The sequence below is a fragment of the Shewanella sp. TC10 genome, from assembly GCF_009663145.1.
GTDB lineage: Bacteria > Pseudomonadota > Gammaproteobacteria > Enterobacterales > Shewanellaceae > Shewanella.
On sequence record NZ_VKHR01000017.1, the window covers coordinates 35,790 to 50,765 of the forward strand.

Genomic DNA, 14,976 nt, shown 5'->3' on the forward strand with positions numbered 1-14,976 from the left:
TTTGCTAAATTAACCACAGACTTCAACTCCTTCTAGCCACTGCTGACTAATAAACTTTTTAGGTTGCCTGAGGTCGCTTATCTTTAAATTACGGATGACCGATTGGCCAAAGTGGTCACCGCGCAAAGTGATATTGAGTACCTGTTTATCGTGAGACAAAGATAAGTAGATACTTTTCCAAGGCGTTATCACGCACTGAGAAAATTTCTGCTGTATTTGCATCCCCTGCTCTTTTAGCAATGCATTATTGGTTTTCGAGCGAGAATACAAGATAACATCGACAGACTGACCTGAAGTCAACTTAACGCTAGTGACACTGTTTGGCATGACAGGTAGGGTTTTGGGCGGAGTAAAATCAATTAACACCATCGCACTAATCAAACCTGAAACAATTAGGGTGATAGCCGCAACCATAGCGACGCGAGGTAAACTACGCCAAGAAAAAGCCTCTTTTTTACGACTACGATGATGCTTTAGTAAGTAGCCCTGACCTTTGACTGTCTCTATTAAAGACTCGTATTGCGGCCCTAAAAAAGCGCGCAAGGTAAAAATGGCATGTGCAACTGATGCATCGCTTAAAGGCTGCTCTTCGCCATTGCCAGCTTTTAACAAAGGCTTGGCCACGACCTTACCTTGATAATCGATTAATAAACCCAGCACTTGGCGCTCAGCTCTCGGAAGTCGCCAAGTTTCACCGTTTTGACTATTAATCAAAGCTCCCTTGCTTTCATCAAATCTGCAATGGCCTAATTGCATCATTTAACCCCAAAAAACACTTAATGAATTCAGTCTAAAACAACTCAGTAATATTTCTGTGATCCTGCGTAATTTAGCTTTGTTCTATTCAAATTTTGAGGCAAATAACCATGCAATAACAATAAATTGAGATGTAAATCACACAAATTCATAATCAAAATACAACCAACATACTCATTAAAACTAACGTTAATCTTGATTAATCCTATTAATAGCGTGACTTAACTCACCTTTCTTGTCATTGGAAGTACATTTCAGCGTATTTTTACTGTTTTTAGGTGCTGATAATTTCAGCAATTGACACAAAATTTAGCGGCAAAATTTCTATGCTGTACATCACAAAATTAATCCCCCCATTACTTACATTAACTCCATCAAGCAACGCAGTTCATTTCTAAATCAGTCATCGTTAACTGGCATTAACGTAAAAGCGAGCTTGAAGAGATGAGTAACAAGTAAACCAAAAACAAAGCGAACACCATGAGTTTGCGACCCATTAAATAGTAAAAACAAAATTTGAATAAAGGGTGATTATTATGAGCATAAATAGACGTCAGGCATTAACCCAAATTATTGGTATCAGCACAGTTGCAGCTGGAGCAACCTTAGTGGGAACTTCGGCATTCGCAGCCACTGATGAAGATGGCAATTTCCGTTTAGAGCTAGGTGATACATTAAAATATGTACCATTAGACGCAATGGCCACAGCTAAATTAGCCTATGAAACAGGTGGCGGGTGTATGCATCAAGTTTTCCATTCAATCGTCACTAAACTAGCCGAATCTTCAAGTGTCGATGCAGAGAACTTTGCATCAATTCCTACGGCATTAGCAGGCTATGGCTGGGCAGGTATTGTCGGGCAAGGCACTATTTGCGGTAACTTAAACGCAGCAGGTATGTTGATCAACATTCTCGGCGATATCAATGACCAAAATTCAGCTGTTATTTCGGCCTCTTTCCGCTACTACGAAAGAGAAGATTTACCACTATCATCTGACGAGTTTGTGGCAGGTATTGGCTCAACAGCAGAGAAAAGCGAGCTTGTGGGTGAAACTTCAGTGGCCAACAGCCCATTATGTCATTCATCAATCAGTAATTGGTCAGGTGCTAACGGCGGTAAACCTTTCGTCGAAAAAGGCGAACGTTGTAAACGATTATCAGCCAGTATGGCTTACTACATTGTTGACTTACTTAACCGCGCTTATGCTGGTGAAGTCATTGGAGTTCTACCTGAAGCGGTGGCTTCAGAAGAAACTCAAGCCTGTCAAACCTGTCATGGCACAACTGAAACTATGGGCTCTGCTGCCAGTGTGAAAGGTGACTTAGAGTGTCAAACTTGTCATACCGGCCATTTCAATTAAGGAGCTTATTATGAATCTCAAATTATTGAGCGTCTTGCTGGCCAGTTCGCTGCTATTGATGGGTTGTAATGATGATGACGATACTAGCACTGATCCTGTCGACCCACCGGTCGTTGAGCCACCAGTAACAGATCCTGTCGACCCACCTGCAACTGAAGTCATTACTATTAATGATGCAGATACGGTAATTTTAACAGTAGACGAGTACGATGCCAGTTCTGGTGCGTTAACTTTTAGCCTAGATAATGGTGATAGTTTAGCGATTACTGATGCCAGCGATTACAGCATCATGTATTTTGGCTATCCCGATCCTGCTTCGTCATCATCAAATGCTAAAGCATGGAAGCGCTGGCATGTTAGTCAAACCTTTAACTGTGATACTAGCAGTGAAGATGAATGTGCAGGCTCATTAACTGCGACGGAAACAGAAGGACAATATACCTTTAGTGCCACAGGTCTTGATCTTGAAAGTAAAGCCGCAGCTGGCGCAGTAGAAGTATTTAAAGTCGCAATTCAAATTCATGGAGCCAAGGCTACAAATGAATTCGAGCTAATTCCCGCAGGAGAATAGCCATCACCCGACCTAATCTCTTCCCCACAACAGGAATTAGGTTTTCACAGCCGTAGCGGCTTGCTACGGCTTTTTTTGTTTCATAATTAGAAGGTAGAATAGATTTAGGGAGCTCTATATAGAATACATTGATAAGTAAGAACTCATATAGATATGAGAAAGCATAACCTCGATAAGAACAATGAAAAGGATAAATTAGAAGTAAAGCGGAGCAATAGGTTATATGCGATAAAGAGATGACATAAAAGCCCTGAAAGTAACATCAAGGCTTTGTGGGAGACATTAAACCTTAACGATTATCAGACATATCGTAACTACAAGGCTCACTAGCGACTAACCGTTTGCTGCTTGTAACTGTACCACTCGTGAAAACAGAACCAGTACATTGGTTTACAACTTGTTCACCTACAACAGTAGAGCCAGACATATAAGTGTACTCAAGGATCCACTTATTTTGCATTCCTGCGTACGCGGAAAAAGCTACGCTTATAATGCCTGCCGTGGCAAATGACGCTATTACAGTTTTTTTAATTAGATTATTCATGATTTATTTCTTCCTTTAATAAACAATGTGATATTCCATTATAAATCTCAGATTTATATTGAGATCCATCTTCAAAAACATGCTAGACAATCTAACTACTTAGTCATATTTTCAACAACAATCTGAAGCTAATGGTTTTAATAAAGAAAGTCTATTTTTATTTTAAATCTTATAACATATTGTTTAAAAAAGTGAAAAAATAACACTTAAGAATGTAGACTAAAGTTACAGGCTTTCAGATTTACTCATATTGACTCACTAAATAACCCTTTTAAAAAAGTTCGGCAATGATGTTTCAGCCCCATTAAGAAAATAGTTATGTAAACTAATTAAGCAAAATCAGCCTTTTGATTTTTAGGCATAGTTTTTGGGATTTTACTCTTAGTCATTTGTTTTATTTTGACTTGAGCACTCTTCAGCTGATACATATTTTGATCTGCGATTTCAAACAGCTCACTAACGGAGTAGTTCTTCCCTTCGGCAAAAACATGTCCCCAAGCAAAAGTCAGCTGAAAGCAAACGCCTTTATAGTCAATAGTGCAGCAATTTTGCTGAATACGCTCAATAAAACCTTCAACCTCATTACATTGATCCGATGTGGAAAACACCAATACAAATTCGTCACCACCCACACGGGAGATGATATCTGCACTGCGAAACTCTTTGGCCAGTTTCAACGAGAACTGAGCCAAAATATAGTCTCCAGTTAGGTGGCCATGATTATCATTTATCTGTTTAAAGTTGTTTAAATCAAGATAGATGAAACAAAATTTTGAATCATTCTCACGATTATTGCGTCGTAATTTACGCAGCTTTTTCTCTAGGCCATAGCGGTTAGATAATTTCGTTAAATGATCTTGCTGAGATTTATCGAAAAAATGCATTCTCGATACAGTCAATGCAGTTTGCTCAGTGATAATATCGAAGTAATTCAGTTCAAGTGGCGACAATGTGACAATTTGCTCGCCAAAACTGCCAAATGCCATAACCCCTAATGCTTTAGCATCAACAAATAACGGATAATTGACCACAGTGCGCAAATTAAGTTCTGGGGTAACGTCATGATTAGCATCGGGTTCAGTCAAAAGATCTTCAGTATAAAAAATCTTACGCTGACCCATCATCATCTTAAATATGGGGTCACTATTACAATCAATACACGGAACAATGCTAGACATAGTATCGGCATTGGGGCCGACACCAGTGACATGATTAATTAAATTTGGGCATTTAGTATCGACTATGTAAATCCATACATCAGTCAACCGAAACAGAATATTGGTTTCAGTTTGCAGGAAAGCAGCCATTTCTTGAAGGGAACTAACTTTATTCAACCCTTGACTCACCCGAACTAAAGAATCAAAAAGTTCCTTATAGCGTTCGTTAGAGGTTGTGCTTATTTCTTGTTTCATAGGCTTACGGTGCTTAAATCACTTTAGAAAATACTACAACCACTTCCATGGGCCTTTTCTTTCAGTGATAGCTAACTACTTTATCAGCGTTCATCATGTATGATATTTCACACTTTTTTGGCTGATTTAAGTCTAGCTAATCATTAATTTTATCCTATAAAAAATACCAGACTACAGCTACAAATTTATGAAAGTTATAGGAAAAGCGAGAGTTTAATCAAACTTTGAACAAACTCCTTATTTTAACCACTCTGTTGGTTTTCATTTTCACACCTTCAAACAAATACAGCTTGGGTCAATCACGGATTAACTAAAAAATTTCCTCACAAACTGGAATCATTAATTTGTTAAAATGAAATGATGTGTAACCCAAAGAGCAATCGAAACGTAAGTAATCAAGTTATGACCGAAAAAGAATCGCTATTGAACAGCTTATTAGACATTTTAATAACCCAACGTCAGACCGCACTCGCCGCCGCTGAGGATGCTCATAACGATGCGACTAATGAGCAAAGTGTCGCTGAAACACAATACGACACCATTGGTTTGGAGGCTGCGTATTTAGCCCACGGCCAGTCGCAGCGCGTCGCAGATATTGATGTGATGATAAGAAAATTGAAAGCCCTACCTTTACGAAACTTTAGCGCTGAGGATGAAATTGATTTAGGTGCGTTAGTCACTTTGCAAGGTGGGTTAACTTGTTGGTTTTTGCCAGTGTGTGGTGGTGTTAAGCTCAACGACAGTAAAATTGTCGTGATTACACCTCAGTCTCCATTGGGACAAAAACTTGATGGCGCTGAAATGGATGAAAAGCTTGATGATGGTCGACTCATTATCTCAGTGCGTTAAAGGTCTCTTTCATCAGCTGAAATAAACAACTCAAGTTGCCACTCTGCTATTTTTCTAATCAATTCCCCCCAAAATGGTTCCATTAAATCTAAACAAAGATCCCCCGCTACGGCTTATCGCCTGACTGCAGAAAAGCTGAACCGCTCCTGAACCAAGTATAAATAAAAACTAATAATTACAATAAATTAATGTCGCATAAAGCTTATATCAAGTTATGTCCGTGATAATAAAACATCGACGAATTTAAACCATTTCTCTTTAAAAGCATTCTTCTAAAATGCTCTTTTAAAAATGGTACTTTGACCGAAAAAAAGCTCAGCTTGCAAACAATACCTATCATGAGGACAAGAAATGGAACCCCAGTTAGTCGAAGTCAAAGACTTCGTATCATTCACTTTGGCAATTATTACTTTATTTATTGGTAAAGGCATCATCTCGCAATATGAAATCCTGCGAAAATACAGCATACCCGAGCCCGTTGTTGGAGGCTTTTTCTGTGCGATTATTGTCGGTGTTCTCTATTACGCCTTTGGACTTCAAATTGAATTTAACCTCGAAGTAAGAGATATATTATTACTGTACTTTTTTGCAGGGATTGGTTTAAAAGCAGATTTTGCCACCTTAATTAAAGGCGGCAAACCGTTACTAATCTTACTTTTTCTATCAAGTACTTTCATTATCCTACAAAACGTCATGGGAGTGAGTGTTGCAAGCTTATTTGGCTTAGATCCAAAAGCAGGCTTAATGTCTGGTTCCATTTCTCTTATCGGCGGTGTAGGAACAGCAATGGCTTGGACCCCTACCTTTGTTGAAGATTTAGGCATTACCAACGCCAGTGAACTAGGCATAGCATCAAATACCCTTGGACTTATCGCGGCATGTGTTATTGGTGGCCCAATTGCCGCCTATTTAATGAAACGCCATAAGGTCAAACCTAATCGAGATGATGAACTGGATATTGGCGCTAGCCATCAGGAAAACAGTAAATCAATTAAAGTCGACTACTTTGGCGTACTGCGCGCTTGGCTATGGCTTAATGTTACCTTGATAATGGGTTATTTCATTGACATAGGTTTGCAAGGGGCTGGTCTTAAACTACCTATGTTTGTGGCATGTCTACTTGCAGGTATTATCATCGGCAACGTTGGCAGAGCAATACTGAACCGCAGAAAAGATAAAGACCAAACCTATGTTGAAGAAGCATCGCGAGGACTAAGTTTAATTCAAGATATTTGTTTGGGTATGTTCTTAACCATGGCGCTGATGAGTCTAAAAATTTGGGAACTCGAAGGCAGCTTAGCTTACATCTCTGTAGTGATGGCCTTACAAGTCATTCTTTCCGTTCTCTTTACCATATTCGTGGTCTTTAGAATGATGGGCAAAGATTATGAAGCCGCTGTGATTTGTTCAGGTTTTGGTGGTGTAACCTTAGGTTCAACGGCAACTGCGATTGTTAATATGACCGCGGTTTCACAACAATATGGCGCAGCCCATAGAGCCTTTATTATCGTGCCTTTGGTATGCGGCTTTTTCATCGATATCATTAATGCAATGATTATTAATGTCTTCGTGAATTTTTAAACACTATTTGAATCTTATAGAGTGACCAAAAAGGCGAACCATTTTATGGTTCGCCCAATGATTTTACATAAGCAATTCACAATTTAAGAGTTAAGTTGATGCGACTAAACAACGAAATGTAGCATCAATAATATACCTGCCATCATCTTTCACAAAAGGCTTGAGCGCTTTGATATGAGCCTCTTTAACCGCTTCGCTGCCACTATGCTCAATCGCTTTGGCAGCCACACCAGAGGAAGTAAGCCCATCAACAGCTTGAGCTAAATCCGAATAAATCCAAGGGCAATTAACATCAAATACCTCAACAGGTGAAAGCCCTGCATCGACAGCAAAATCTTTAAGTCGCGACTCATCAGAAAGTGCAAAAGGACCTGGTGCCCCAGGTGGCGGAGAAGGAAGTAGTGGTTTTAAAGCCACAACTAATTGAGCGGCCTCCATATTTTCAGGTTCTCCCCATGTCATCACAATGACCAGAGCATTAGCTTGTGTCACTCGCCTTGCTTCTTTCAATGCAGACAATGGATTAGCTGCATATTGAAAGGAGTTAAAGCCTGTGACACAAGAAAACCTATTATCATCAAAGGGTAAATTTTCAATTTCTTCCACTTGAAACTTCCCCTCAGGCGTTCTGCTTTTAGCGATCGAGATTAAATTCTCTGAAGCATCAACACCACTAACCTTAGCTCCTCGCTTAGCAGCAAAACTCGCGGCTAGCCCAGAACCACAGCCAATATCAAGATAATCAGAACTCGAATCCACTCCAAGACGTGTTAAAGCGGCATGGTAAACCGCAGCACAAGTGTGCTCTTAAATATTTGACCAGTTTTCAGCAGATCTTCCCCATAGATTTCCGTTTATTAGTCTTGTTTGCAGGTGAGTGCTCATCTTGCCCTCTCTTTTATCACGTAAGTTAAATTAGCATAAGATAAATTATAGCCAAGCCCCTGCGGCCCCTCATCAACCATAAGTTGAGGATAATGAGTAAAAAGGAGTCCAATCTTCCTATAAAAATCGCCTATTTGTTACTTATTAACACCAGCTAATCTGCCATTGTATGATCTCAGGCAAATTACTGATTGCTAATACTTGTTAGGATCGCCGCAAATTTTAGTGAGTAATAAACATGCAATTAGATTTAAATGGTATGACGCCAAAACAGTTTCTTGAGCAATACTGGCAAAAGAAACCACTGGTTATTCGTCAAGGCTTTAAGCACTTTGAAGACCTTCTATCTCCTGAAGAAATGGCAGGACTGGCTTGTGAAGACGTGGTTGAATCTCGTCGAGTGTTTAAACAAGATGGAGAGTGGCAAGCTGAGTTTGGCCCGTTTGAGTCTTACGAAGAGCTGGGTGAAACAGACTGGACCTTAATTGTTCAGGCGCTAAATAACTGGGTACCTGAAGCTGAAGAGTTGATTAAGTGCTTTGATTTTATCCCACGCTGGCGTTTTGATGATGTCATGGTTAGCTATGCCACACCAGGTGGCGGAGTCGGTCCACATATCGATTTATATGATGTATTCATCTGCCAAGGCTCTGGCCGTCGTCGCTGGCGCGTTGGGGATTTAGGCCCTCATAAAGAGTTTGCCGCCCACCCTGCACTGCTGCATACCGAAGCATTCGAACCCATTATTGACGTTGAATTGCTTCCTGGTGATATTTTATACCTACCACCAGGTTACCCCCATGATGGCGTTACACTAGAGCCTTCCATGAGCTTTTCTGTGGGTTACCGAACTGCGTCAGCCAAAGATATGGTCAGTGCAATGGCTGATCACATCATCGATAACGATTGTGGCCATGAGCAAATAGTCGATCCCGACCGCACATTAAGCAACAACTCAGGTATCGTCAATAATAGCGATTTAGCGCGTATTAAACAGCAATTACTCGCAACACTTGATGACAAACTCATTAGTGAATTTAGTGGTCGTTATCTAACCCAATCGAAGTGCGAACTTGATTTGCCCGATGAAAGTTTAGGATTTCAACGTACTGATGTTACAGAGCAACTCAAGCAACAACCTCTAGTTAAATTGGGTGGCCTTCGTACTTTGTACTTCGAAACAAGTGCTGCTGATGGTGTTGTTTATATTAATGGTGAACAATTTACCTTATCAGCACATGCAAAAACCGATAGTGAAGCCTTCATCGCTTTGTTGTGTGATACCCAAGAACTCACAGCTGAAGCTTTAACCCCTTACTTAAATGATGAGCAGCTCATTGAACAGCTCACCCAATGGGTTAATTCTGGTTATTGGTACTATGAAGATATTGAATAACTTAGGTCTCACTTAAGTGAGTAAAACACTGTTAAATCATTAGTAGTCATTCAATAAAGGTTCAACGGCATTAGTCGCTGAACCTTTTATATATCAACTAAGGTAATGAAATTAATGATTTATTAAATGCCTTCATCTATTTTATTAAGAGATATTCTCACTTTTTAGACATTTATAACGGGACTCAATTCTAAGGATACTATCCTTCAAATCTCTTCGTTTTTGCCATCAATTTTTCTGTATGAATAAATTTGTGATTTACAGTCTTAACAACCGCCATTATTTAAGTCACAATGGGGTTAATATCCATCTAGACGGCTAAAACATGAGAAAGTCATTAAAGCAGCGTTCGTCCGATCATCACCGTGGGATCTATTTTATTGGCACAACGCCACCTAAAATTGATACCGATTTTGAATCAGTCAGTACTATTGCTGATAAATTATTAGCACGCCTTGATGAAATCAGTTTTGATGGGTTGATCATCTACGATATTCAAGACGAAACCAGCCGTACTGACACTCCTAGACCTTTTCCATTTAAAGCGACTCACGATTCAGGTACATACGCACAGCTGATTAATCAAAAATCAGGTAAACCTGTTATCGCATATAAAAGTGTCGCTGGGCTGGATGAAAAGCAATTTACTGAGTGGTTATCGCGAGCTTGGTATCAAAATAACGTCAAAGATCTCGTGTTAGTGGGCTCACCTTCGACTCAAGTTACCAGCTCTTTATCTTTAAGAGACGCATACAGCACCTTGGCTGCACACTCTAAAGACTTTTACCTTGGTGGCGTCGCGATTGCTGAACGTCATTTAAGTAAAAAGAATGAGCATATTCGCCTGTTAGATAAAGCAAATCAAGGTTGTGAATATTACATCACTCAAGCGGTGTATAACGCCGAGGCGACGATTGAAATGCTCACCAGTTATGCAAAAGAATGTGAGCAAAATAATGTTAAGCCCAATCGCGTTATTCTAACTTTCTCACCTTGCGGCAGTGCTAAAACCTTGGAGTTTATCAACTGGTTAGGTGTCTCTGTTCCCGAAGCCACCAGCAAACGCATTTTATCTGCAGCTGACCCTTTGTATGAGTCAATTAAAATTAACCATAGTAATCTACTGAAAATCCTAGAGGCAGTTCTACCACTCAATATTCCACTAGGATTAAATATTGAAAGTTTAACTAACCGTAAGACTGAGATTGATGCTTCAATTTTAATGTATAAATTACTCAAAGGCACCATGGATCAAGCCTTAGCGCAAAACCAAATTAATCAATTTGTGCAAAGTAATCATTAACAAACTCACAGGTAAGCAATCTTCAAATCGGTTTTTTCCCATGGGGATTGCTTATTAACTCTTACCCGCAAAACTCTCCGTTTTGCTCGCAAAATTTATGCTGTTAATTACCGTATTATAATACCCTATTTCGGCTCTCTCATTGCTGTACTTTCCGTACTTTACTTTCCTCAGATACACAGGTTAGCAATCACAGATAAACAGGCCCTAGTGAAGGCTATCTGATTGATATTGCTAGTCAAATTTCGGCATCGACCAATGATAACGAATCGCCAGCATTCTAAAACTAAAGCCAAAAGTTACTGCAACAGTCAGGCTTATCCACTCCGCCACTCCGCTAAATTTCATTCCCACATACAGGATTGCAGTTAATAAAGCGACTAACGCATATAGCTCTTTCTTAAAAATTAACGGCACTTGATTACATAAAATATCTCGGATTACGCCGCCGAAAACACCTGTCACAACGCCCATTACAATCGCTATTTCTGCGCTATATCCGAGCATTAAAGTTTTTTGTGCGCCAACAATTGAAAATACCGCTAGGCCAATAGCATCAATTGCCAAAAACAACCGTGCTAAGTAGCGCATTAGTGGCGCTATCATCACGGTAAGCAACGATGCTCCTGCGATAGCTAGCAAGTAGTGCACATTTTCAACCCATATAATGGGATAGTTACCGAGCAACATATCCCGCAAGGTGCCACCACCGATGGCTGTTACACAACCAATAATCACCACACCAAACAGATCCATCTGTTTTTTACCGGCAGCTAACGCCCCAGTCATTGCCTCTGCCAAGATGCCGATAAACCACAAAGCACTGATAACTTTAACTTCTAACATAAAATGCACTAGCTAATAAAAAGAGTGTGAATATTGCGCCTATTCAAATCAAAAATACAGATACTAATATTATTTTTCGCATTACTTTTATTAATGCATTAAATCAAAGTAACAATAAAAACCCTATAAAAAGTATAATTAATATGGCTAACATACAGATTTATTAATACCAAAAAGTAACAACTTACAATAAAACAAATTCCGACCTCCATATAGCACAAAGCACTTATTTCGACCCTTTAGCTTTAGCAATTTCCGTTTGAACTAACAAATACGCACGCCAGTAATTGAATACTCCGCCTAATAAAAATAACAGGCTTCCAATCATGTACTGCCAAGCAAGAAAGTTAAGAATAAGTAAATGATCATTTGGTGACTCAAACGCCCATAAATAGGGAACTGAAGCCATACCATAAAGAACAGATCCTACGATGAAACAAATGGAGGTTAAATTCATCAATTGCAGTAATTTCACCGAGTCAGCTTTGATAATCAAAAAGATGTTCGCCGCGGCTCCAACAATAAACAATGTACTGCCAATAATGAATAACCAAGTACTAACAAGCGCCCAGTCAACTTGAGGAAAGCTGGTTATGCGTCCAAATACAAAACATAGTGTACCGCGCAAATAAGTCGCGCCTGCGAAATACTCTAAAGCTTCATCAACTTTATGTGTGTTATGGCTTTTCCAATAGCGACGGGAAGTAAAAGAAACACTAAATGCCTGCGCGCTCATGCTGACGTTTAAAAGCAGCGGGAGTATTTGCAGTTTTCCGTTTAAAGTATTTATTAAAGTGCGTGAGGTCATCAAAACCTAATTCATCTGCTGCTTGCTGAACCGACAAACCATCCATTGCTAGTTTACGTTTAATCTCTAAAATCATTCTAAAATCAATTAACTGTTTCGCGGTTTGTCCACTACATGATTTACAGAGTAAGTTTAAATTTTTATAACTAGTGTGCATTTTATTGGCATATTGAAGCGCCTCTCTACACTCTACATAATGCAACTCAACTAATGATAAGAAATGCCCAAACCTTTCCTTTTGATGTTCGCTGATATGGGCTGAATGACTTTTCCTTGCTCGGCCTAATTTAACCAATAACGTCGATAATAATAGCTGTACGACTAAGTCATCAGCCTCGTTTTCTAGTTGCGATTTTCTCACCTCATCTAATAACACTTGGCAACTATGCTTCAGGTCTTGAGATAAGGTGATAACCGGAAATGATGCTCGACTAATATGAGCAGGAACAAAGTAAGATGTGCGGATATTGGCTGAACTTGATGATAAAAATGACGAGGTAATATTGATCATTTCCCCTTGCGGGCAATCATCTGAATCAAAGGCATGTACTTGGCTAGGATTAATGAATATGACTGAGCCTGATTGATAATCGTAGCGATTAAAATCAATTAAATGACGTCCTTGACCTTCAGTAATGAATAATAAACAAAAATAGCTCACCCGATGAGGCCGATAGGGGTCAAATTTATAGGCACTTAACCTCGAACGAAAAACCTCAAGGTCAACAATTTCAATACCTGATTCTTTTAGGGATGGAGATCGATATTCAATATCAGGGATAACATGGCAATCGACCATACTAGCGCCTCCCATTAATAACTACTCATAAAGAAAAATACTCAACACAAGTTATAAACCAGCGGCGATATACCGCTGGTTTTCATCATCACATATGGATATAACCTATCCGTTTTGCGCGTTCGTCGTAGTCGGACTCATGACAACTAGAACAGCTATCATAAGCGCGAAGCCAAGGTTTTATATACTCTCCATCGGCAGAGAAGTGTTGAGGATCATCCTTTGCTCCGTCAAGCTTAATCCTAAACAAATGTGACTTGCTCGGCATATGACAATCAGTACATTGCGCCATGAACTCATGGGCTGCAGAAGCAAAGTCACTGCCAGGAGCATCAGCAAACGTCATATTGTGACAATCCTTACACTCACTATTCATCGCTTCTTCATGTCCAGGGTGATCTTGATTTACCTTAGACATATGCGGATTATGGCAAGTTGAACAGGCAAAATCCCTTTTAACCCCCTTGGCATCACCAGTATCTGGGTCTGTACCGATTAATGTTGCCGCAGCATGTCGTCCGCCTCTTCCATCCAATCGACCTTCTGGTCCAAAACCTGAAGAGGACTTCAATCTGGCACCTTCAGAATCACCACCAAATATTTGCTCGTAAGGCGAGATATAATCAGGATAACGTCTTACACCATCATCAGTTGTGTGACATTCAGTACACTTAATCGCTTGACCAAATCCCATATCCTCAGCGCGATATTTATCAGCGCTGCGATATTCAGCAAACTTGACGATATTGTCTTTGCTGGGGTTGCTCATATGACTTGAACCTGCACCATGACAAGCCTCACATTGGATCCCTGTCAGCGCAAATGTGCCTCCCATGCCTGGCATATCATCTTGACGATGTAAATTCCGCTCATCGCCAGCGCCTTCAGTGTAGTCTTTCCAGCCGGTAGTGTGGCACCGTCCACAATAGTCAAACCCATGAGAGTCAGGTTGATGATTCGCACTGTAAGGATAGGCTGAAAAAGCTTGCTCCCCTTTAGGGACGATATTAACCCCCGCCTTATCGCCCGCCATGATATAGCCATTTTGATCAATAAACATCGCACTACGCATATAGCCGCCAATGACATAACTGATGTCCTGCCAGCCACTTGGATTGCCTAACGTATTATCGATATCCAACAACTCAACAGCCCCAGAGATGGAAGAAAATGGATAAATCGGTTCTTGATCGCCCTCAATCTTAGTTAGTTTAAAGTTATGGCCACTTTCCTGATGAGACGCTTTATCATCATGACAACTTATACAGGTATCAGAGCCAACATAAGTTAACTCGGTAGCTGTAACAGTGACTGTAACGGTTGAGTCAGCTTCACCGCCATTCCCATCTGAAATACGATAACGAATAGTCGTTATCCCGATGCTTTCTGGCACAAAAAGAATGTGATTATCTTCTATTGATGCGTTACCGCTTCCATCAGTCACGACAGCTGATTCCAAACTCAACAGATCTCCATCAGGATCGGTATCATTTGCAAGCGCATCAATTAGGATGTCATTGTCTAGCGTCGTACTTGCATCAACTGGGTTTGCCACTGGCGGGTTATTAATGGGCGCGTCATCATCACTGCCTCCACACGCGCTCAGAGAACTGATTAAAAAAACTGCGCTGAGCATCTTAATTATTTTACTGTTTCTTCGCCGAGCTATGTTCGAATTACTACAAAGTTTCATCATCATCACTTCCTTATATCTATTAATTTTGCTAACTCATAGATAGTAAATTCACCTTTAATACTTCTGAGTTTGCACAATCAAAGTAATGGGGAAAGATAAACTGATGAAGGCCAAAAAGAGCCGTAAAATTGCCGTTTCATTACCGAATAAAAGGAGTGTGATCAAAAAT

13 protein-coding genes and 1 pseudogene are annotated in these 14,976 nt (G+C 40.0%); 6 read left to right on the plus strand and 8 right to left on the minus strand.

Annotation, left to right across the window (positions count from 1 at the left end; genetic code table 11):
• Positions 1-9 precede the first annotated feature (9 nt).
• Positions 10-756 carry a helix-turn-helix domain-containing protein gene (locus FNZ24_RS08075; protein ID WP_153914015.1) on the minus strand — a complete coding sequence of 249 codons (747 nt, stop codon included), beginning with the start codon at positions 754-756 and terminating at the stop codon, positions 10-12.
• Positions 757-1,292: 536 nt separating this feature from the next.
• Between FNZ24_RS08075 and FNZ24_RS08080 the strand changes: the two genes are divergently transcribed.
• Positions 1,293-2,117 carry a cytochrome C gene (locus tag FNZ24_RS08080; RefSeq protein WP_153913977.1) on the plus strand — a complete coding sequence of 275 codons (825 nt, stop codon included), beginning with the start codon at positions 1,293-1,295 and terminating at the stop codon, positions 2,115-2,117.
• Between the two features lie 10 nt (positions 2,118-2,127).
• Positions 2,128-2,688: a hypothetical protein gene (locus FNZ24_RS08085; RefSeq protein WP_153913978.1), complete on the plus strand. Its 561-nt coding sequence runs from the start codon at positions 2,128-2,130 to the stop codon at positions 2,686-2,688.
• 289 nt (positions 2,689-2,977) lie between these two features.
• Here FNZ24_RS08085 and FNZ24_RS08090 read toward each other — a convergent pair whose 3' ends face one another.
• Positions 2,978-3,232, minus strand: a complete 255-nt coding sequence (locus tag FNZ24_RS08090) for a hypothetical protein (RefSeq protein WP_153913979.1) — start codon at positions 3,230-3,232, stop codon at positions 2,978-2,980.
• 329 nt (positions 3,233-3,561) lie between these two features.
• Entirely contained in the window at positions 3,562-4,644 is a 1,083-nt protein-coding gene (locus FNZ24_RS08095) for a sensor domain-containing diguanylate cyclase (protein ID WP_153913980.1), read from the minus strand.
• Positions 4,645-5,046: 402 nt separating this feature from the next.
• Here FNZ24_RS08095 and FNZ24_RS08100 point away from each other — a divergent pair, with 402 nt between their 5' ends.
• Both FNZ24_RS08100 and gltS read left to right on the plus strand, forming a co-directional pair.
• Positions 5,047-5,493 (plus strand): hypothetical protein, encoded by a 447-nt coding sequence (locus tag FNZ24_RS08100; protein WP_153913981.1) that lies wholly within the window; start codon positions 5,047-5,049, stop codon positions 5,491-5,493.
• Positions 5,494-5,844: 351 nt separating this feature from the next.
• Positions 5,845-7,074 (plus strand): sodium/glutamate symporter, encoded by a 1,230-nt coding sequence (gltS, locus tag FNZ24_RS08105; RefSeq protein WP_153913982.1) that lies wholly within the window; start codon positions 5,845-5,847, stop codon positions 7,072-7,074.
• A gap of 90 nt (positions 7,075-7,164) precedes the next feature.
• Here gltS and FNZ24_RS08110 read toward each other — a convergent pair.
• Positions 7,165-7,842, minus strand: a pseudogene (locus tag FNZ24_RS08110) (class I SAM-dependent methyltransferase); the annotation flags it as partial.
• 355 nt (positions 7,843-8,197) lie between these two features.
• Here FNZ24_RS08110 and FNZ24_RS08115 point away from each other — a divergent pair.
• Together FNZ24_RS08115 and FNZ24_RS08120 are read left to right on the plus strand one after the other, a co-directional pair.
• Positions 8,198-9,355: a cupin domain-containing protein gene (locus tag FNZ24_RS08115; protein ID WP_153913984.1), complete on the plus strand. Its 1,158-nt coding sequence runs from the start codon at positions 8,198-8,200 to the stop codon at positions 9,353-9,355.
• 325 nt (positions 9,356-9,680) lie between these two features.
• Positions 9,681-10,658 (plus strand): methylenetetrahydrofolate reductase, encoded by a 978-nt coding sequence (locus FNZ24_RS08120; protein WP_153913985.1) that lies wholly within the window; start codon positions 9,681-9,683, stop codon positions 10,656-10,658.
• Positions 10,659-10,892: 234 nt separating this feature from the next.
• Here FNZ24_RS08120 and FNZ24_RS08125 read toward each other — a convergent pair whose 3' ends face one another.
• The 4 genes from FNZ24_RS08125 to FNZ24_RS08140 all read right to left on the minus strand — a co-directional run bounded on the left by FNZ24_RS08125 (position 10,893) and on the right by FNZ24_RS08140 (position 14,747).
• A complete protein-coding gene (locus tag FNZ24_RS08125; protein ID WP_153913986.1) occupies positions 10,893-11,504 on the minus strand; it encodes a trimeric intracellular cation channel family protein in 612 nt (203 codons plus the stop codon).
• 226 nt (positions 11,505-11,730) lie between these two features.
• Entirely contained in the window at positions 11,731-12,240 is a 510-nt protein-coding gene (locus FNZ24_RS08130; RefSeq protein ID WP_228768419.1) for a YrhK family protein, read from the minus strand.
• Positions 12,221-13,111, minus strand: coding sequence for an AraC family transcriptional regulator (locus tag FNZ24_RS08135; protein ID WP_153913988.1), 891 nt, complete (start codon positions 13,109-13,111; stop codon positions 12,221-12,223). The genes FNZ24_RS08130 and FNZ24_RS08135 overlap by 20 nt, the downstream gene beginning before the upstream one ends.
• A gap of 88 nt (positions 13,112-13,199) precedes the next feature.
• The gene (locus tag FNZ24_RS08140) at positions 13,200-14,747 is read right to left on the minus strand and encodes an Ig-like domain-containing protein (RefSeq protein ID WP_153913989.1); all 1,548 of its coding nucleotides are present in this window, start codon (positions 14,745-14,747) and stop codon (positions 13,200-13,202) included.
• Positions 14,748-14,976 lie beyond the last annotated feature (229 nt).